Consider the following 19,054-nt stretch of genomic DNA (forward strand, 5'->3'; position numbering starts at 1 on the left):
GCGCCGCGGACGTGGCGCTCGCCGAGCAGCTCCCGCTCGTCATCGTCCTGTCGTCGTCGGGGTCCGAGGTGGCCGAGGGAGTGCACGCCCTGCACGGCTGGGGCCACGCCGCCGCCGCCGTCGCCCGGTGTTCGGGAGTGGTGCCGGTGCTCGCCGCGGTGACCGGGCCGGCGTTGTCCGGGCCGGCGCTGCTGTTGGGGCTCGCCGATGTGTGTGTCATGACCCCCGACGCCTTCGCCTTCGTGTCGGGCCCCGACGCCGTGGAGGGGTTCACGGGCGTGCGGATCGGGCTGCACGAGCTCGGCGGCTCCACGATGCACGCCACCGCCAGCGGGCTGTGCACGCTCCTGGCTCCCGACGCCGACGCCATAGACGGCCTCCTCGAGGCGGTCCTGGCGTACCTCCCCGACAACAGCGGAGCCACGGCGGCCCCCATTGGCAGCGACGACCCCGACGAGCGCCCGACACCCGAGCTGCGCGACCTCGTGCCCGTCGAGGCTTCTGCCTCCTACGACGTGCGCGACGTCGTGCGCACCTTCGCCGACGACGGTGAGCTGCTCGAGCTGCGCCCGGGATGGGCCGCCCAGCTCGTTACCGGCCTGGCGAGCATCGGGGAGACCCCGGTCGGGGTGGTCGCCAACCAGCCCCGCGTCCTGGCGGGCACCCTCGACATCGCCGCCTCGCAGAAAGGGGCGCGCTTCGTCCGCTTCTGTGACGCCTTCAACCTCCCGATCGTCACCCTCGTCGACACCCCGGGGTTCCTGCCGGGCAAGGACCTCGAATGGCGGGGCATGATCCGCCACGGCGCCGAACTGGCTTTCGCCTACGCCGAGGCGAGCGTGCCGCGCGTGTGCGTCGTGGTGCGCAAGGCCTATGGCGGGGCCTACATCGTCATGGACTCCAAGGGCATCGGCAACGACGTGTGCCTGGCGTGGCCCTCGGCCGAGATCGCCGTGATGGGAGCCACCGGGGCCGTGCAGATCCTCCACCGCCGCGCCGACGAGGGTGAGCGCCGAGCGCGGGAGGAGCAGTACAAGGCCGAGCTCCTCACCCCGTGGGTGGCGGCGGAGCGGGGCTTCGTGGACGAGGTCATCGACCCCGCGGAGACCCGACGGGCCCTGCACCGGGCCCTGTCGGTGCTCGTGTCCCGGCGCGAGGCCATCCCCGGCCGAAAGCACGACACCGGGCCCATGTGAGGCCGGCGCCCGCTGGCCGGGGCGGCCTTTTCCCTCTGCTTTCTCTTGGATTTCTCTGGGGCCGTTTTGGGGCCGAGTTGATGGCCGGTTGGGCGCAGCGTTAGAACCGACGCGGAGAGTGGTGAGCACGGTCGGGCCTGGGGCCCGGTCCGCATCGCAGTGGGCGGGGCGGTGCCCGGATCCCGGGCCCCGGGGGAAACAGGAGCAGGTCCATGAGCGATCGCCAGCACCGCGACACCAGTCGCAGCCCATCGGCGGAGGCGGTCGCCGCCCTGCGCACGATCGGGCAGTCCGGGGTCATGGGGATGTCCGGCGCGGATGTCGGCTCCACACGCGAGCGAGTGCGCCAGGGGCGGCTGCGCCGACTGGCGCTGGTGCTGACGCCGATCGCGGCCTGGTTCGGCTACCGGGCCCTCGTCCTGCACCGCGGCGCGCTGGGCTTCCCGCACATCCCGTCGTCGATGGTCCCCTACCTGCCGGGGCTCCTGCTCATCCTCATCTTGGGGACGGTGATCGTCCTGCCCATGCTGGGCGCGGGACGCTCGCCGCACATCCTCTACCGCCCCAACGAGATCGAGACGCGCTTCACCGATGTGGTCGGCGCGCCGGTGGTCGTCGACGAAGTCATCAAGACGCTGAACCTCTTCCTCGCCCACAAGACCTTCGCCGAGCACATGGGCGGCTCGGCGCGCCGGGCCATCCTCTTCGAAGGCCCACCGGGCACGGGCAAGACCTACATGGCCAAGGCCATGGCGGCGGAGGCGGGCGTGCCCTTCCTGTTCGTGTCGTCCTCGGCGTTCCAGTCGATGTTCTACGGACAGACCAACCGCAAGATCCGCTCCTACTTCAAGGCGCTGCGCACCTATGCACGGCGCGAGGGCGGTGCCATCGGCTTCATCGAGGAGATCGACGCCATCGGCGGCGCCCGGGGCGGCATGGGATCATCGGGCCGCCACCACGACGGCGTCGCCGGGGTCGTGAACGAGCTGCTGATCCAGCTGCAGTCCTTCGACCAGCCCCCCGCGTCCATTCGGCTGCGCGGGTGGTTCGTCGACATCGTCAACGCCTGGCTTCCGCACAACCGGCAGATGGACAAGCCCCAGGCGGCGTCGGCCAACATCCTCGTCATCGGGGCCACCAACCGCGCCGCCGACCTGGACCCGGCACTGGTGCGCCCCGGGCGCTTCGACCGCTCGATCTACTTCGACCTGCCCTCGAGGTCGGGACGGCGCGAGATCATCGACTACTACCTCGACAAGAAGGCGCACGAGACGGAGCTCGACGACCCGTCGCGCCGCGACGCCCTGGCCGCCATGACCTTCGGCTACTCCCCGGTCATGCTCGAGCACCTGCTCGACGAGGCACTGGTGTGGGCGCTGCGCCGGGACGCCACGCAGCTGTCGTGGGGCGACCTCCAGCAGGCCAAGATGACCGAGGAGATCGGCCTGGCCCAGCCGGTGGAGTACGCCGAGGCCGAGCGCCGCACCATCGCCACCCACGAGGCCGGGCACGCCACCGTCGCCTGGCTGGTGGGCAAGGGCCGCAAGCTCGAGGTCCTCTCCATCGTCAAGCGCAAGGACGCCCTGGGGCTGCTGGCGCACTCCGCCGAGGAGGAGCGCTTCACCACCACGCGTTCGGAGATCGAGGCCCTCGTCCAGATCGCCTTCGGTGGCATGGTGGCCGAGGAGCTGTTCTTCGGCGAGACCAGCTCCGGCGTGGCCTCGGATCTCCAGGCGGCCACGGTGGCCGCCTGCCAGATGGTGGGTGCGCTGGGCATGGGCAGCACGCTCATCTCCAGCGCGGCGCTCGACATGCCCGGCAACATCGTGGCCAAGGTGACGAGCGTCGACACCGGGCGCGAGGAGGTCGACGGGCTGCTGCAGGACGCCAAGGCGGCCGTGCGCGCCATGCTCGAGGCCAACCGCGCCGTCATCGAGGCGCTGCGCGACGCGCTGCTCGAGCGCGACGAGCTCGTCGGCGGCGAGATCCTCGACGTCATCTCGACGGCGCAGCCCGCCGCCCTCGACCTGTCGAACTGAGGGTGCGCCCGGCGCCCGGGCGCTCGAGGACCGGGCACGTCGGAGGGCGCGGCGCCGGCGCGGGCGGCGGAGGCCGGGACGCGACCGTGGCCCCCGCCTCAGCGGGGGCCACGGTCACTTCACGTTGCGCCGGAGGCGAGTCCGGCGAGCTCCGTCAGCTCAGGATCAGCTGATGGGGGCGTTGGCGAAGCTGGTTCCCCAGTTCCACTTCGTGGACGTGGTGGCGACGGGGACCGTGGCGTTGCACGTCCCACCGTCGTTGGTCACCTTGGCGTAGAACACGCCCGCCTGCGGAGCCTGGCTGAGCGGCGCAGACTGCCACTGACCGGCCGCACCGGAAGCAGTGGCCGCCGCGAAGTCCGTGTTGCCGACGTCGGTGAACGCAACCACCGGCGTCGTCTCGAGGTCAGCCGCGTACCAGCAGGTGTTCTGGTTCTTGCTCTGGGTGGCGATGATGACGCCGTCACCCATGCCCGGGCTCGACACGTCGACGGGGACGATGCTGATGTTGTTGCCGGCCGTCACGTTGGCACCGGTGGTCCACGTGAACTCGGGCGCCGACGACTGGATGCTGTTGGCTCCAGTCAGGGCGAGCGGCGTCACACCGCTTGCACAGTTGGCCTCGCAGTAGGTCTGGCCGTTCTGGTACAGCGCCTTCAGCTCGGTCAGGGCGTTGGTCAGGTTCGACTGCGCTGCCCGGTCGTTGGCCGATCCGGTCACGCCGAGGAACGTGGGAATGGCGATGGCGAGCAGGATGGCGATGATGAGCAGGACCACCATCAGTTCGATCAGGGTGAAACCGGACTCAGAAGCCGTCTCTCCCTCGATCTCTCGCATGCGGGTCTCGCGCACGCGCGCGAGCGTGGACTTGAACATGGACTGCCTCCTTGATGTGCAATGGATATCGGAACAACTATCGGCAGCGGGTCGGGGAAGCTTTAGGCCTGCGGGCAAGCTTTTGGGCCGTCCGGAGACCTTCGGGCCCTCGAACCCGGGGACCCCGTCGACCGGTCAGGCGCTTGCCGCCGATCGGGCCCGCTCTTCTCAGGGCGCCGACGTCGTCGAAGCGTCGGCGCACACGTTCGTCTGTCCCGTGCTGTAGTAGATGTTGCCGACGAGAGACAACGTGTACCCGGCGGTGCTGGGATTTACGGCACTTCCGCCGACGGCGACAGGCCCCCCGGTGACCGTGATGGAGGTCACGGTGAACAGCCGCGGGAAGCCGTCGAGGCCCTTCAAGAAGGACGACATCTGCCCGTAGGTGCCGGTCAATGACAGGTTCACCGCGACGATCTTGACGGCGCTGGCGGCGCCCGGCGCCTGGGTGACGCTGATGCTGGGTGTCGTCGGGTCGCCTGCCGCCACCGCAAGCGCGGTGACCTGGTGGAAGAAGTCGTCCACCGTGGGCGTGCCGGGAACCTGGGTCAGGTCCTTCGTCAACTCGGCGCAGTTCGTGGCCAGATGGGCCTTGTCGTGCTTGAGCGTCGCCAGCTCCGTCCGGAGGTGGCTCTCCTGGGACTGCAGCTGGGTCTGCTGAGCCTTGAGGCTCGAGAGCTTGCTGCCCTCCGGGGATATCCACGCCGCGACGACGATGATGGCGACGACGAGTGCGCCGAGCGCGGTGAAGAGCGGAATGCGGTATCGAGTCAGCTTTTCCATCACGATCCTGCGTTCTTTGTGAGGTTTGCGTCAGCAGTGAGCCACAGCGTCGACTGGAAGGTCACCGAGGTGTTCCCGCCTGTGGGTGCGTTGGCCACGGAGGCCACACCAGGCGGCGTGAACATCGACGACGCGGTCAACCCGTCGATCCACTGCGCCACCGGGTCGAAGTGCGCGGTGGTCGGGAACGTGCCTCCGACTCCCAGGGCAAGCGAACCGATCGCTCCCGGCGGCGCCGTGGTCGTTCCGACGGACGCCGTCGTGGAGGCGGGTGCCGCAGGTGCGGTCCCGCCTGCGGTCCCGGCTGCGGTGCTGGTGCCGGTCAGCGAATTGATGGCGAGCCCCGCCGGGATCCGCTGCCCGAGCTGGCTTACCACGGCCGACCAGTCGACCGCGGTCGCCGACAGACTCGCCACCTGGGTCTGCGCCGTGCGGAGCTCGTTGGTGATGGCGACGACCTTGTCGAACGTGGGGATCTGGCTGTTCAGCTGGGCGACATTGGTCTTCAGGCCGTTGACGCCGTTCTCGGCGCTGCTGACCTGCATGAACCGGAAGGCGCTGAACCCGACCAGAACGAGGGCCAGGGCGCCGGCTGCGGCGAACGTCTTGCGGGCGACCTGGCGCTCGAAGGCCTTCTGCGTCACCTCCGGGGGAACGAGGTTGAACTTCCGGACGGACGCGTTCGGCTCGGGCAGCGCCAGGCCGATCGGGGTGGCCAGCACCGGGTCGATGCTGGCAGCCTGCTCGGGGTCGAGGTCGATCCTCGTGAGGTCGAGCCGCGCCAACGGCGAGACGTGCTCGACCGGGATGCGCACCTGGGCGCGCAATTCCTTGACCAGGCCGCGCAGGCGGGCGCCGCCGCCGGTCAGGAGGACCCGGGCGATGGGGACGCGTCCGGGGAGCGTGGCGAAGTACTGCACCGAGTTGCGGATCTCCCCGACCAGCTCGGCGATGCTGGCCTGCACGGCCTGCTCGGCCGACTGCACCTGGGGGGAGGCCTCGCCGAGACGGCGCTTCAGGCTCTCGGCGTCGACCATGGGCAGGTCGAGGGCGGAGGCGACGGCGGCGGTGGCGGCGTTGCCGCCGGTGCCGATGGTCCGGACGAATTGGGGCCGCCCGTGCTGGTGGACGACGACGACGGTCAGGCCGGCGCCGATGGAGACGATGGCCTCGGGTCGCTCGGCTGCCACGGACGGGTCTCCAAGCGCCCGTACCAGCGCCGACGACACCAGGTCCACGCCTTCGACGATCAGCCCGGCTTTGTCGACGGCGCCGACGACCCCGTCGACGAGATCACGGTGTGCGGCGGCGACGAGCACCCGGCGGGTCCTCGTGCCGTCGGGTGCGGTCTGGTCGGCGAGCACCTGGGCCGAAAGGATGGTCTTGTCCGGCGGGAAGGGGATGACCTCTTCCGACTGGAAGCGCACCGCACTGTCGACGTCCTCGTCGGGTACCCACGGCAGGTCGAGCTCACGGGTGATGGCGCGCAGTCCCGCGATCCCCACCACGACGGACTTCGACTGGAACTTGCCGTTCTGCCAGAGCCGCGTGATGGCATCCGCTACGGCCGACGGGTCCTGCACCTCGCCGTCCACGATGGCGCCGGAGGGGAGGCCGACCTGCCCGAACGCTACGAGCACCGGGGCACCCGACCCGAGGTCGAGCTCGGCGGCACGAACGGCGCTGGTACCGATATCGAGTCCGACTACCTGTGCCATGGAACCGATCTCCTGGTCATCGCGTAGCTCCCACTAAGGCGCCGGCAGGGCCACCGAGGGCCGTCCCTCCTGCCGCGTTCGTATCTATCGGCACCTCGGTTGGGACTCTTGACGATCTCGACGGGAAGCCCGAAACAAGGAGAACGACCAGGCCGAGAGCCATGGTGGCCCACCACTCCCACTCGCCCAGCCGGAATTCGCCACACACCGTGACCGCCACGGCGGATGCCACACCCAAGGCCACTCTCCGTCCCGAAGAGGACGCCACCACGACGAGCCCGACGGCGAGAACCGGCCAGAGGTAGAAGGCCACCATCACGGATTCCGTGAAGCAGCGCAATGACAGGGCCGCGGCGACCGCCCACACCATGAGGTCCGGCCGGTCTCGCCAGCGGCGCGCCCACCAACCGAGCGCGCAGGCGGCGAGCACGGCGGCGAGCCTGCCGGGCCCTGCCGCCACCGCCACATCCTTCCCGGCGCCCCCGAGCCGCGGCGCCAGGGCCGTCCACGGCGTCGCATGGTCGAGAACCGGGAAGTTCGGCTGGTCGACCAGCGCGTGCACCGTCGTGTGGAACTGGGCGAGCACCGGCGTGACGAGCAAGAGGGCGGCGGGGAGGCCGGAGCGGACGACGAGGCCGAGCACTCGAGATCTCCCCGACATGGCCAGCAGCACCGGCAGCATGAGCACGACCAGTGGCTGGGTCGCCAACGCCGCACCGAACAGCCATCCGGCTCCCGTCCAGCGACCGTCCAGCGCGAACACCAGGGCATAGACGGCGAGACCCACTGCCAGCGCGTCCTCTGGGTGGCCCCACATCACGAGCACCGGCCACAGCACGACGCCCTCGACCACGCAGAGGAACGATCGCCGACCTCGAGAGAGCCACATACGCTCCGCCAGGGCGTCGCAGGCGAAGAGCGCCACGCATCCGATGATGATCTCGTACGGCCCCAGCAAGAGCCAGGACGTCGGATGGGGGACGCGATTCGGAAATCCCTCACTCATGCCCAGGTGTCCGGTGAGGCTGGCGAGCGGCGTCAGCAACAACAGAACGCCCGGGAACGTCACGAGCCCGGTGCCCGCTGCATAGACACTCCCGAACGCGCCCCAGGCGATGAAGTGCGCGGAGCGGTATGCGCCCCAGATGTCGCCAGGGTACGTCCACGAATTGCGATGGCCGACCACCGGGCCCCACAGCAGGCAATACGCGAGCGCGGTCACGAGGATACCGACGGTCACGGCGATGGGCCAGGCGCGACGCCGCGCGCGATTCATCGGAGGCTTGTTGCGCAGGACGCGCCGAGGCGTCGTTCCACGAGGTCGAGCCCCTACTCAGCTCTGTGGGATGTGCTTGATGTACGTGAACATGGGCAGGTACATGCTCACCACCATGATGCCCACACCTGCCCCCATGACGACCGTGAGCAGGGGCTCGAGCATGGACGTCAGGTTGTTGACCGTCGTCTCGATCTCGCCGTCGTAGAACTGCCCCACCTTGTGCAGCATGGCGTCGAGGGCACCCGTCTGCTCGCCCACCTCCACCATCTGCGTTACGAGCGTCGGGATGACCTCCTCGTGCTCGTGCAGCGTGTCGGCCAGGGCCCGGCCTTCGCGTACCCCTGCCTTGGCGCTGAGGAGCACGTTGCCGACGACCCGGTTGCCCGCAGTCTCCGACACGATGTCGAGTGACTCCAGGATCGGCACCCCCGCTTCGATGAGCGAGGCGAACGTGTGCGCGAAGCGCGCCAGCGCCACCTTGTGGAAGAGCGGCCCGAAGATCGGTGGCTTGAGCTTGAACGCATCGAACTTCAAGCGGCCCTTCTCGGTCTTGATCCACCGACGGAACAGCACGACGCCCGTGACGATGACCGCCAGAACGAGGATCGACCAGGCGCTCAGGATGATCTTGGAGATCCCGATGACGATGAGCGTCGGTACGGGCAGCTTGGCGTTCAGCGACGCGAACAGCTTCTGGAACACGGGGACGATGAAGATGAGCAGGGCCAGGAAGATGAGCGTCATGACGGACAGGACCACGATCGGGTACGTCATCGCCGACTTGATCGTGCGGCGCAGCACGGCCTGCTTCTCCATGGTGCCCGCCAGCTCCAGCAGGACGGAGTCGAGGTGGCCGCCGGCCTCCCCGGCCTGCACCATGGTGATGAACAGCGTGTTGAAGATCTTGGGGTGCTTGGCGCACGCCGCCGACAGCGACGAGCCGCGCTCGACGTCGAGGCGCACCTCACCGAGGACGCGTCCGAGCTCCTTGTTGTCGATCTGCGTGGCAAGGATCGACAGGGCCCGCACGACCGACAGCCCCGAGTCGATCATGGTGGCCAGCTGACGGGTGGCCACGGCGATCTCCGTCAGCTTCACCCGGTTGGTGAAGCCGGGGATGGTGATCTCCCGGTTGACCTTGGTCCGTGACTTCGGCGTGACGGCGATGGGCAGGTAGCCCATCTCGCGCAGCTTGCCGACGACCAGCGACAGGCTGTCGCCTTCGAGCTGGCCCTCCACCAGGTTGCCGGTGCGGTCGCGGACCTTGTAATCGAATGTCAGTGCCATGGCAGGCTCCTACGAGCTCAGGTGGTTGCGGAGGTCTTCCTCGTTGCGGCACCGGTCGAAGGCGACGGCCTCGGTGATCCGCCCCTCCCGCACGAGTTTCGCCAGACCCTGGTCCATGGTCTGCATGCCGTACTGACCACCGGTCTGCATCAGCGAGTAGATCTGGTGCGTCTTGGCGCTCCGCACGAGGTTCCGGATGGCGGCGGTACACATCATCACCTCGCAGCAGGCCAGGCGGCCCGTGCCGTCGGCGTTCAGGAGCAGCTGCTGGGTGACCACGCCCTCCAGGGAGCCGGCGAGCATGGTGCGCACCTGCTCCTGCTGGTTGGTGGGGAACACGTCGATGATGCGGTCGATGGTCTGCGGGGCGTCCTGGGTGTGCAGGGTGCCGAACACCAGGTGGCCGGTCTCCGCCGCGGTGAGCGCCATCGAGATGGTCTCGAGGTCGCGCATTTCACCGACGAGGATGACGTCGGGGTCCTCACGCAGCACGCGCCGCAGGGCCTCGGAGAACGACAGGGTGTCCTGGCCCACCTCGCGCTGGTTCACCAACGCCCGCTTGTGGGTGTGGAGGAACTCGATGGGGTCTTCGACCGTGATGATGTGCAGCGGCTTGGTCTTGTTGATGATGTCCACCAGCGACGCCAGCGTGGTCGACTTGCCCGACCCCGTGGGCCCCGTCACCAGGACGAGCCCGCGGCGCATCTCGGTGAAGACCCGGACCGACTCGGGGATCCCGAGCACCTCGAAAGCGGGGATCTCGTGCGGGATGGCGCGCAGGACGGCGGCCACGGTGCCGCGCTGCTGGAAGACGTTCAACCGGAACCGGCCCACGTCGGCGATGGAGTGTGAGGTGTCGAGCTCCTTCTCGGCCTCGAATCGCTCCCGCAGCGTCTGGGGCAGGATGCCGAACACCATGTCGCGGATGGACTCGTTGTCGAGCACCGGGCATCCCTCGATGGGCCGGACGGCGCCGTGCAACCGGATACAGGCCGGCAGGCCGGTCGTGATGTGGAGGTCCGACGCGCCCACGCTGACGGCGTAGCGCAGCAGGTCGTCGAGGTGCAGCGGCATATCGTCCTCGGTGCGCGCCACGGCCGGGAGGCGGTCGCCGCCGTGGCTGCCGTTGCCCGACGCCGAATGACCGTTGGCCGAGCCGTTGGCCGATCCGTTGGCCGATCCGTTGGCCGAGCCGTTGGCCAGGGGCGGTCCGGCCGGGGCGACCGGCTCGACCGAGGCGAGGAGATGCTCGATGGCGATCGGGTTGCCGAGCACGGGGACGACCTCGTGGCCGACGAGCACCGACAGCGCCCGGACGTCGCCCTCGTCGGGGGGGTCGCCGAACGCCATGGTGAGCTGGTCGCCGTCGAATCGGTACCCCACGGCGCCGTACTCGCGCGCCACGGCCACGGGCGTGGCCGCCAGGGCGGCGTCGCTGGGGCGGTCGGTGTGCAGGTCGACGACGGGCAGCCTGGCCAGCTGCGACAGCAGCCCCAGCACGACCTCCTGGGACGTCACGTCACGGGAGATGAGAAGCGCCGCGAAGGACTCGTTGGCGCTGCAGGCCTGGTCGAGGGCAGCGGTGACGACCGCCTCGTCGGCGTAGCCGTCGGAGACGATCGAGTGGGCCAGGCGTCGGGCCCACTCGACCCGGGTGGTGGCGGACGGGCTCATGCGACGACCCGGAGGACTTCCTCGAGGGTTGTCTCACCCTCGAGTGCCTTGCGGAGGCCGCTCTGCCGGAGCGTCACCATGCCCTGTTCGACTGCGAGCTTGTGGATGTCATCAGCCGTGCCTCCTTCGATGATCATGCGCTCGACGTCCTCGGTGACGACGAGCAGCTCGAGGAGCGCCTTGCGTCCCCGGTACCCCGTCTTGGAGCATGCCGAGCAGCCCACGGCTCGGTAGAGCAGGGGCTTGTCGTTGTCGGTGAAGACTTCCGCGGGCTTCCAGCCGGCGGCCACGATGTCGGCCTCGGTGGGCTCGTAGGTCTCCTTGCAGTGCACGCACAGCCGCCGTGACAGCCGCTGCGCCAGGGCGCCGCTGATGGCCGATGTCACGAGGTAGGGCTCCAGGCCCATCTCGACCAGCCGCATCGGGGTGCTGGCGGAGTCGTTGGTGTGGAGGGTGGCGAGCACCATGTGCCCGGTGAGGGCCGCCTCGACGGAGATCATGGCCGTCTCCCGGTCGCGGATCTCCCCCACCAGCACGATGTCGGGGTCGGACCGCAGGATCGACCGCAGTGCCGACGCGAAGGTCAGGCCGGCCTTGATGTTGAGCTGGACCTGGTTGATCCCCTTGATGCGAAGCTCGACGGGGTCTTCGACGGTGATGATGTTCTTGTCGGCGTCGTTGAGGGCGGCGAGCGTGGCGTACAGCGTCGTCGTCTTTCCCGAGCCGGTGGGGCCGGTCACGAAGATCGTCCCGTACGGCTTGGTGAAGAGCTTCCGGTAGATCTCCAGCAGGTCGCTGTCGAAGCCCAGGTCCTCGAAGCCGAGCACCACGTTGGACTTGTCGAGGACTCGCATGACGACCTTCTCGCCGTAGATCGTCGGGAGGGTGGCCATGCGGAGGTCGATCGGGCGGTTCCCCACGGTCAGCGAGATGCGGCCGTCCTGGGGAAGGCGGTGCTCGGCGATGTTCATGTCCGCCATGACCTTGAGGCGGGTCGTCACAGCCGCCGAGATGGCGCGCGGTGCCGTCGAGATGTCGTGGAGCACGCCGTCGATCCGGTAGCGGATCCGCAGGTTCTCCCCTGTCGGCTCGACGTGGATGTCCGACGCCCGCTCGTTGAGAGCCTGCAGGATGAGGAGGTTGACGTAGCGGACGATGGGGGCGTCGTCGACGACGGCTTGGAGGTTGCCGAGCTCCTCGTCGGCCATGTCCTCGAAGTCCGACGCCGCCGTGTTGGCGACCTCGGTGGCGTCGCCACCCTGGTGGTACGCCTTGTCGATGAACGCGTTGATCTGCGAGCGCGTCGCCACCACGGTGACGAAGTTGCGCCCGATGATCGTGCGCAGGTCGTCCATGGCGAACACGTCGGTGGGGTTGGAGGCGGCCACCACGACGACGCCGTCGCGCATGCCGATCACCAACACGTTGTGGTGCCGGGCCGTTGTCTCGGGCAGGTGGTAGGCGGCACCGAAGTCCACGCTCTGCACTTCGAGGTCGACGAACTCGAGGCCCATCTCCTGGGCCATGCCCCACATGAGGTCGGCCTCGGTGACCAGGCCGCGCATGGTCAGGATCCGGGCGATCGCCTGACCCGTCCGGTCGCGCTCCGCCAGGACCTCCTCCATGTCGTCGAGCGACACCCGGTCGCCCTCGACGAGCACACGGGCGAGCGGCGGGAAGCCACCCAGCCCGGCGGGGACGTCGTCGGTGTCCGTCGTCTCGGCGCTGTGCTCGAACTCGGCGACGACCTCCTCGACGAGGTCGGCGGCCCGGACGGTGTCGGCGACCTGCTCCGCCGTGGGGGCGCTCGGTTGCGCGGGCTCGCCCGGCTCCTCGATGTCGAGCGTCATGGCGGCGACGGGGGCGCCGTCGGCCGGCGGCATCGTCAGGCGGCTCTCCCCGAGCGACGAGTCGATCACCTCGAGCGCGGCGGCGAGGACGTCCTCGGCCCGCTCCTTCTTGCCGTCACCGCCCGTGGGGCGTGGCACCGACGGCGCCGCGGGCGCGTCGGCGGATGCGGGCGTCGGCGTCTCGGCCGTCTCGGCCGTCTTGGCCGGCGCTGCGGACGAGGGGGACGCTGTGGGCGCTTCAGGCCGCACAGCCGCCGCAGGGGCGTCCCCGGAGACCTGGGGCTTGGGGGACGTGGTCGGCGAGCCGGGGGCGGCCGGTGCGGCGGGGGCCGGCGCTGTGGTCGAGGAGGGAGCGGCGGCCGGCGGCGCGACCGAGGCGGAGGCGGGCATCGGCGGCATCGCCGGCGCGGGCGGTGGGAGCGGGGCCGACGGAGTCGGCGCAGGCGCTGGCGCGGCTGAGGCAGCCGGCTTGGGGGGCGCCTTGGGGGATGGCACCGCCGGCGGCGGTGGCGGGGTCGTTGGCCCGTACCCGTTGGAGGACCCGTTGGAGGACCCGTTGGAGGCTGTCGTGGCCGGTGGTCGGGAGGACGCCGCGGCCTTCTTCTTCCCCGAATCGGGGGGAGGCGCGCCGTAGATGCGCGACAGGCACGCGTCGATCTGGTCGTCGCTGGCCACGACCGCGACGAACTCGCGTCCGATGACCGCACGCAGGACGTCCATCGCCATCACGTCGGCCGGGTTCGACATGGCCACCACCGGGGCACCGAATTTGCGGCCGATGGGAACGACGTGGTGACGGCGCGCCACCGCGACCGGGATCACCGAGGACGCGCTGGCGTCCACGTTGAAGCGGTCGAGATCCACGAATTCGAGGTGATGTTCGTCCGCGAGCATCCGGACGGCATCCGCGTTGCTCATGACGAGATGCATCGGCACGTAGGAAGCCGGGATTGAACGCTCTCGGTCGCCGCCCGGCGCCCGCTCTGCGCGGGGAGGGCCGAGAAATCGGCCGTGCTAGCGTCATCGCCCTGTGGCGGAGCGGGTGCCTGGCGATCTTTTCCCTGGTCAGAGGCCCCGTTGCTGAGCCCGACCATGGAGATCGCCGTCGTGGGCGGCCGCCTCCCAGTGACCGCCGGCACGGCGGTGATCGGACTCCTGCTGGGATCGTTCCTGAATGTCGTCGTCTACCGGGTCCCCCGCGGCCTGTCCGTGGTCAGGCCCGGATCCTTCTGCCCGGCCTGCGGCACGCCCATCAGGGGCGTCGACAACGTGCCGGTGGTGTCGTGGGTGGTCCTGCGGGGCCGCTGCCGCCGGTGCGGCGAGCCCATCTCGGCCCGCTACCCCCTGGTCGAACTGCTCACGGGGGTGGTGTTCGGGATCCTGGCGTGGGCGCTGGGGCCGCACTGGGCGGTGCCCGGGATGTGCGCCCTGGCGGCCACGCTGTTGGCGCTCGCCGCCATCGAGGCCGACGGCATCCCGGGGCCCGCGGCGGTCTCGCTGATCGGCACGGGGCTCGGTGTGGCCCTGCTGGCGGCAGCCGCCACCGCGGACGGCCGGTGGTGGCACCTCGGGGGGGCGCTCATCGGGACGGCGCTGGCGGGAACGGTGCTCGCTTTCACCCGGCGGGCGGGTCGCGGCGCAGCCGGTGCCGGGCGCGTGGTGGCGTGGGCGCTGCTGCCCGCCGGCGCGGCGTGGGGATGGGTGGGCCTGCGCGGGATCGTCGTGGGAGTGCCCGTCGCGGCTTGCGTGCTCGTGGTCCTGGCCACGGCGATGCGGGCCCGGATTCGCCGCGGCGGGCACCGACGAGCAGGGGTCGCGGTCGCCGTGGCACTCGGCGTCACCGCCGCGCTGGCCGCCGCCCTCGCCGCCGGGAGCCCGATCGGGCGCTGACGCCGGCCGTCGTCAGGAGGCCGCGGCCGAGACGAATCCCCGGCCGGTCGGCACGATGCCCAGGCGCTCGAGCCTCACCTTGAGGTCGTGCGGGTTGGAGGCGGCGTTCATGGCTTCGCGCAGGTCGATCGTGCCGTCGCGCAGCAGCTCTGCGAGCGACTGGTCGAAGGTCTGCATCCCGTAGTACTCGCCCTCGGCCATGATCTCGTCGATGTCCGACGTCTGCACGGGGTCGAGGATGGCCTGCTGGATCCGCCCGTTCACCACCATGATCTCGAGCGCCGGGACCCGGCCCTTGCCGTCGGTGCGCGGGATGAGGCGCTGGCAGATGGTCCCCGTCAGGGCGCCCGAGAGGCTCACCCGGATCTGACCCTGCTGGTGGGGAGGGAAGAAGTCGACGATCCGGTTGACGGTCTCGGTCGCTGTCGTGGTGTGCAGCGTCGAGAACACGAGGTGGCCCGTCTCGGCGGCGGTGAGCGCGGTGTACACGGTCTCGGGGTCGCGCATCTCGCCGATGAGGATCACGTCGGGGTCCTGCCGGAGGATCGTGCGCATCGCCGAGGTGAAGCTCTCGGTGTCGAACCCGACCTCGCGCTGGTCGATCGCCGCCAGGTCGTCCTTGTGCAGGTACTCGACGGGGTCCTCGATCGTGATGATGTGGCACGAGCGCAGGTGGTTGATGTGGTCCACCATGGCCGCCAACGTCGTCGTCTTGCCCGAGCCCGTCGGGCCGGTCACCAGCACGAGCCCCCGGTGGTGCTCGCTCAGTCGGCGCACGACGTCGGGGAGGCCGAGGTCCCCGAAGGTCGCGGCGTTGGTCCGCACCCGCCGCATGGCGAGGGCGACGGACGAGCGCTGGAAGAACGCGTTCGTGCGGAACCGACCCAGGCCTGCGACGCTGTAGGCGAAGTCGGCTTCGTGCTTCTCCTCGAAGACGTCGCGGATCCGGGGGGGCATGATCTCGTTGGCGATCGCCTCGGTCTCCTCCGCCGTGAAGGCGGGCTCGCCGTCGAGCGCTCGCAGGAGGCCGTCCACCCGGACGCGCGGCGGGGCGCCGGCCTTGATGTGAAGGTCGGAGCCGTCGACGTCGGCGAGGAGATGGAGGAGTCGGTCGAGGTCATCGCGGTTCATATGGGCATCAGTCTACGTGAGGTCCTCTTCTACTCCAACCGTTTTCGTGGTTATTTCAGCGCTCTGCGTGGTAGGAACGGGATTCCGTAGCTGGGCGCCCGCGAAAAGGGGACCTGCGACCCACGCGTCGGGCGCCCCACCGCCCGACGGTCGTTGACCCGGGCCGGCGCACGCGTCATGGTCATGAGCACGGACGAGCACCAGGTGCGGCCGGACCGAGAGGCGATGCAGGTGGTGGACATGACCGACCAGATGCACCCGCAGGAACCCGCCCCGCCGGGTCCCTCCGGGGCCCCGTTCGTGGTGTCCGACGTCTACCTGCTCACCGCCGACAGCAACGGGCAGGTGGCCGTGCCGGGGTTGTCCCTCGTCATCGACGCGACCGGGCTCACCGTCCACCGGCCCGACGGGGTGGTGGCCGCCGTCGTGGCCTGGTCCGACATGACGGAGCTCGTCGCCTCCCGGCGGATGAGGACGCCGGCGGGGAACCCCGGCATCGTCGTCGAGACGACGACCGCCTCCCGGTCGCACCGGTTCGTGGTCCCGACCGACGATCCGGACTCGCTCGAGCGCGACTTCACGCGCTTCGCCGCCGAGGCCGGGGTCGGAAAGGGCGGTCGGCGCGCCGGCAGGGCCCACCGCCGGTCCTGGTGGAAGCGCGGATCGCGCGCCCAGTCCTCGCCGCGACCGGAACCGTGATCCTCTGACCTGCGGATACCGAACCGACGAAGGGTGGCGGGACGGCCACGCCGAAGGGGATCGTCACAGAATCGCAATGCCGTTGAGCATAGATCGTCGCGTTTTGGGGCAATGATCCACGTATGGAACCGCTCGTTCTGGAGTCCTGCCACAGCACCTGGCTCTTCGATACGGAGAGAATGCGATTCCGGCGCGTCTTGAAGGGTCTCGACCTCGACAGCCACCCGGCATCGACAGGATGGCGGCCGTACTTCGGGTTGGACATCGACCCCGTGTCCGAGTCGTTCGTCGTCCTGCTCAACCCGGAGGGCACGCGCCTGTTGCGCTCGTGGCGACACGTCGAACACTGCGCCCAGTGCGGCGGCGAGGCCACCGGTGAGCTGTCCCTCGACGAGCTCCGGAGCGCGACCCGCGCCTGACCCGGAACGAGCCGTTGCCTGCCGCCGGCCTCGTTCTGGCGTGTCCCTGGTCACACCGGCGTCGACCCCGTTCTCCCCGGGCGATTTTCTGCGACGTAGCCGGCTGACTACGCTTCGCGTCTGGTCCTTCGGGCCATTCGGGAAGGCCCGCCGGGGGCGGCTCGCGAGTCTCGATGATCTCGTGGCGCCGGGGCTCACGGCGTTGGTCAGGCGGCAGCACGCCGGGCATCGGAGTAGACACCGGGGATGACGAAGGACAGCAGCCACCACGAGGACCAGTCGGCATCGACGGCCGACCTCGTCCGCTCGGCGGCCCTGTCGTCCGCCGAGCTCTGGCACGAGATCCTCGAACGACTGCGCGACGTCCAGGAGAGCCAGGTGCGGCTGGCCGCCGCCATCGAAGGACTGGGCCTCATGGTGCGCGATGCACTCGGGGCAGGGGCCGTGCATCCGTCCCTGGAGACGTCGAGCGACCGCGGGGCGGGCCTGGCCCTGACGACCGAGCGGGCCACCAGCGCCCTCGAGCCCTCGCATCGCAGCACCGACCACGACACGGCCCTGACCGCGACGCCGGCGGACGCTCCGGCCACCGCGTTCACCGCGGCGCCCACGGACTTCGAGGCCACGCCGTTCACCGCGGCGCCGTCGACGGGCCCGGACGTCGCCGGGGCAGGCCCGGTCGACCCGCAGGCCGGCCCCCGCAACCCCCTCGACGCTCCCCCGAAGAATCCGGAGCGTGTGGGTCGGCCTTCCACCGTCGCGGACCCGGGCGCCCGAGGAACAGGCGGTGCCCGGATCGGGATCGGCACCGATCCTGCCCTGGATGCACTTTTGGGATTCAAGGCTCCGCCCGCTCCTGCCGACAGTCTCATGAGCAGCGTCGAGACGTCGGCGCCGATGCAACGGAGCGGAGCCGCCGAGGTGACTGAGCCACTCTTCGCAACTGAGGTCCCCGAACCGCTGTTCTACGTCCCCCCCTTCGACGAGGAAGTCCTCCCGGCCACCTCGGTCGTCGAGTTGACGTCGAGCGCCCTCGACGCAGTGCTGGCGGCCGAGTTCGGGCCCCCGCCCGTTGCGCACCAGGCGCCGCCCCCGCCCCCGCCCCCGCCTCCTCCCCCTCCGGCCGCCGGCGACGGCGTGCCCGTGGCCGTGGCCGTGGCCGTGGCCCAGGTGACGCCGGTCGATGTCGCCCCGGCGCCACAGGTCGCGCCGATGGTCGTCCCCCCGGGGACACAGATGCCGGCCGACGTGCCTCCGGCGGCGAACGACGTCGACACCCGCAGGGCGGACAGCGAGGCCACCACCGCCCGTCCCGACCCGAAGCGCGCTGTTCGCACGACCGACCCGAACGAGATACTCGACATCCTGTTGGGAACCCGGCGCACCGCCGACCGTGCCGACGGCCGCGATGCCACCGACGCCCACCCGACCTACGACCTGTCGACGGCCGCGACACCGCCCCCGGTCACATCCGAGCCACTTCCGATGGCGGCGTCGGTGGCGACGTTCACCGCCGAGCCGGCGTTCACCGCGGAGCCCTCCGTCACCACCGAGGCGCCTCCGCCGGCGTTCACCGCCGAGGTCCCGCCGTCTCCGCCGACGTTCACCGCCGAGGTCCCACCGCCTCCGCCGACGTTCACCGCCGAGGTCCCACCGCCTCCGCCGCCTCCGGCGCCGATCCCCCCACCTGTGGCCTTCGCCCCCGGGGCACAGAGGCCTGCAAACCTGACCGCGGAGCCCTCACCGTTCACCGCTGAGCCGGCGTTCACCGCGGAGCCCTCACCGTTCACCGCGGAGCCGGCGTTCACCCCGGAACCGACCTTCACCGCTGAGCCCACGCGTGAAGCCGGGTCCGTCTTCACCGGTGGGCCACAGACCGACGACCAGCCCGTGCCGTACATGGCTGCCCCGCCACCGCCACCCTTGCACCCGATGGCCGCCACGGAGGTGATCGGCGCCGAGCCCGTCTTCGCCGAGGAGCCCCTGACCCCGTTCCTACACTCGGCAGACGAAGGGGCCACGGAGGCACCCACGGACGGGGTGGTGACATCGGTCGCGTCGATGGCCACCGAGATCCTCTCCGCCACGCCCGACATCCCGACGGTGGCGGTGCCCGACATGCGGGAGTCCGAGCTGATCAGCAAGGATCTCACCCTGATCGCCCGGGGGCGCAAGAAGCGGTTCCGGCTCCGCTGAGCGTCGCGTCGCGCGAC

The 19,054-nt window shown here is 70.2% G+C and carries 14 protein-coding genes; 6 read left to right on the top strand and 8 right to left on the bottom strand.

Annotation, left to right across the window (positions count from 1 at the left end):
• Both VMV22_01145 and VMV22_01150 read left to right on the top strand, forming a co-directional pair.
• On the top strand, window positions 1–1,196 hold a 1,196-nt coding region (locus VMV22_01145; protein HUY20922.1), incomplete at its 5' end, for a carboxyl transferase domain-containing protein.
• A 212-nt stretch (window positions 1,197–1,408) separates the two neighbouring features.
• Complete coding sequence (locus tag VMV22_01150) at window positions 1,409–3,235, top strand: AAA family ATPase (protein ID HUY20923.1); 1,827 nt, start codon at window positions 1,409–1,411, stop codon at window positions 3,233–3,235.
• Window positions 3,236–3,400: 165 nt separating this feature from the next.
• Here the strand turns inward: VMV22_01150 and VMV22_01155 are convergent, their stop codons facing one another.
• The 7 genes from VMV22_01155 to VMV22_01185 form a co-directional block, all read right to left on the bottom strand.
• Complete coding sequence (locus VMV22_01155) at window positions 3,401–4,111, bottom strand: prepilin-type N-terminal cleavage/methylation domain-containing protein (protein HUY20924.1); 711 nt, start codon at window positions 4,109–4,111, stop codon at window positions 3,401–3,403.
• A 168-nt stretch (window positions 4,112–4,279) separates the two neighbouring features.
• Window positions 4,280–4,894, bottom strand: coding sequence for a type 4a pilus biogenesis protein PilO (pilO, locus tag VMV22_01160; protein ID HUY20925.1), 615 nt, complete (start codon window positions 4,892–4,894; stop codon window positions 4,280–4,282).
• Window positions 4,894–6,612 carry a type IV pilus assembly protein PilM gene (gene pilM / locus VMV22_01165; protein HUY20926.1) on the bottom strand — a complete coding sequence of 573 codons (1,719 nt, stop codon included), beginning with the start codon at window positions 6,610–6,612 and terminating at the stop codon, window positions 4,894–4,896. The genes pilO and pilM overlap by 1 nt, the downstream gene beginning before the upstream one ends.
• A 16-nt stretch (window positions 6,613–6,628) precedes the next feature.
• The gene (locus VMV22_01170; GenBank protein ID HUY20927.1) at window positions 6,629–7,888 is read right to left on the bottom strand and encodes a hypothetical protein; all 1,260 of its coding nucleotides are present in this window, start codon (window positions 7,886–7,888) and stop codon (window positions 6,629–6,631) included.
• Window positions 7,889–7,945: 57 nt separating this feature from the next.
• Window positions 7,946–9,178, bottom strand: a complete 1,233-nt coding sequence (locus tag VMV22_01175; protein HUY20928.1) for a type II secretion system F family protein — start codon at window positions 9,176–9,178, stop codon at window positions 7,946–7,948.
• Between the two features lie 9 nt (window positions 9,179–9,187).
• A complete protein-coding gene (locus VMV22_01180) occupies window positions 9,188–10,852 on the bottom strand; it encodes a PilT/PilU family type 4a pilus ATPase (GenBank protein HUY20929.1) in 1,665 nt (554 codons plus the stop codon).
• The gene (locus VMV22_01185; protein HUY20930.1) at window positions 10,849–13,620 is read right to left on the bottom strand and encodes an ATPase, T2SS/T4P/T4SS family; all 2,772 of its coding nucleotides are present in this window, start codon (window positions 13,618–13,620) and stop codon (window positions 10,849–10,851) included. Before VMV22_01185 ends, VMV22_01180 begins: the two co-directional genes overlap by 4 nt.
• Window positions 13,621–13,794: 174 nt before the next feature.
• On the opposite strand from VMV22_01185, the gene VMV22_01190 reads away from it, so the two are divergent.
• The gene (locus tag VMV22_01190) at window positions 13,795–14,592 is read left to right on the top strand and encodes a prepilin peptidase (protein HUY20931.1); all 798 of its coding nucleotides are present in this window, start codon (window positions 13,795–13,797) and stop codon (window positions 14,590–14,592) included.
• Between the two features lie 12 nt (window positions 14,593–14,604).
• Here VMV22_01190 and VMV22_01195 read toward each other — a convergent pair whose 3' ends face one another.
• Entirely contained in the window at window positions 14,605–15,723 is a 1,119-nt protein-coding gene (locus VMV22_01195; GenBank protein HUY20932.1) for a PilT/PilU family type 4a pilus ATPase, read from the bottom strand.
• Window positions 15,724–15,906: 183 nt separating this feature from the next.
• Between VMV22_01195 and VMV22_01200 the strand changes: the two genes are divergently transcribed.
• The 3 genes from VMV22_01200 to VMV22_01210 all read left to right on the top strand — a co-directional run bounded on the left by VMV22_01200 (window position 15,907) and on the right by VMV22_01210 (window position 19,037).
• Window positions 15,907–16,422 carry a hypothetical protein gene (locus VMV22_01200; protein HUY20933.1) on the top strand — a complete coding sequence of 172 codons (516 nt, stop codon included), beginning with the start codon at window positions 15,907–15,909 and terminating at the stop codon, window positions 16,420–16,422.
• A gap of 122 nt (window positions 16,423–16,544) precedes the next feature.
• A complete protein-coding gene (locus VMV22_01205; GenBank protein ID HUY20934.1) occupies window positions 16,545–16,841 on the top strand; it encodes a hypothetical protein in 297 nt (98 codons plus the stop codon).
• Between the two features lie 246 nt (window positions 16,842–17,087).
• The gene (locus VMV22_01210) at window positions 17,088–19,037 is read left to right on the top strand and encodes a hypothetical protein (protein HUY20935.1); all 1,950 of its coding nucleotides are present in this window, start codon (window positions 17,088–17,090) and stop codon (window positions 19,035–19,037) included.
• Window positions 19,038–19,054: the final 17 nt, after the last annotated feature.

This window comes from Acidimicrobiales bacterium, assembly GCA_035531755.1.
Classification (GTDB): Bacteria; Actinomycetota; Acidimicrobiia; order Acidimicrobiales; family UBA8190; genus DATKSK01.

Coding starts and splice junctions, on each gene's coding strand:
- VMV22_01205 (HUY20934.1), top strand. CDS start 16,545: ATGGAACCGCTCGTTCTGGAGTCCTGCCACAGCACCTGGCTCTTCGAT.
- VMV22_01170 (HUY20927.1), bottom strand. CDS start 7,888: ATGAATCGCGCGCGGCGTCGCGCCTGGCCCATCGCCGTGACCGTCGGT.
- VMV22_01200 (HUY20933.1), top strand. CDS start 15,907: ATGAGCACGGACGAGCACCAGGTGCGGCCGGACCGAGAGGCGATGCAG.
- VMV22_01185 (HUY20930.1), bottom strand. CDS start 13,620: ATGAGCAACGCGGATGCCGTCCGGATGCTCGCGGACGAACATCACCTC.
- VMV22_01180 (HUY20929.1), bottom strand. CDS start 10,852: ATGAGCCCGTCCGCCACCACCCGGGTCGAGTGGGCCCGACGCCTGGCC.
- VMV22_01210 (HUY20935.1), top strand. CDS start 17,088: ATGACGAAGGACAGCAGCCACCACGAGGACCAGTCGGCATCGACGGCC.
- pilM (HUY20926.1), bottom strand. CDS start 6,612: ATGGCACAGGTAGTCGGACTCGATATCGGTACCAGCGCCGTTCGTGCC.
- VMV22_01190 (HUY20931.1), top strand. CDS start 13,795: ATGGAGATCGCCGTCGTGGGCGGCCGCCTCCCAGTGACCGCCGGCACG.
- pilO (HUY20925.1), bottom strand. CDS start 4,894: ATGGAAAAGCTGACTCGATACCGCATTCCGCTCTTCACCGCGCTCGGC.
- VMV22_01155 (HUY20924.1), bottom strand. CDS start 4,111: ATGTTCAAGTCCACGCTCGCGCGCGTGCGCGAGACCCGCATGCGAGAG.
- VMV22_01195 (HUY20932.1), bottom strand. CDS start 15,723: ATGAACCGCGATGACCTCGACCGACTCCTCCATCTCCTCGCCGACGTC.
- VMV22_01175 (HUY20928.1), bottom strand. CDS start 9,178: ATGGCACTGACATTCGATTACAAGGTCCGCGACCGCACCGGCAACCTG.
- VMV22_01150 (HUY20923.1), top strand. CDS start 1,409: ATGAGCGATCGCCAGCACCGCGACACCAGTCGCAGCCCATCGGCGGAG.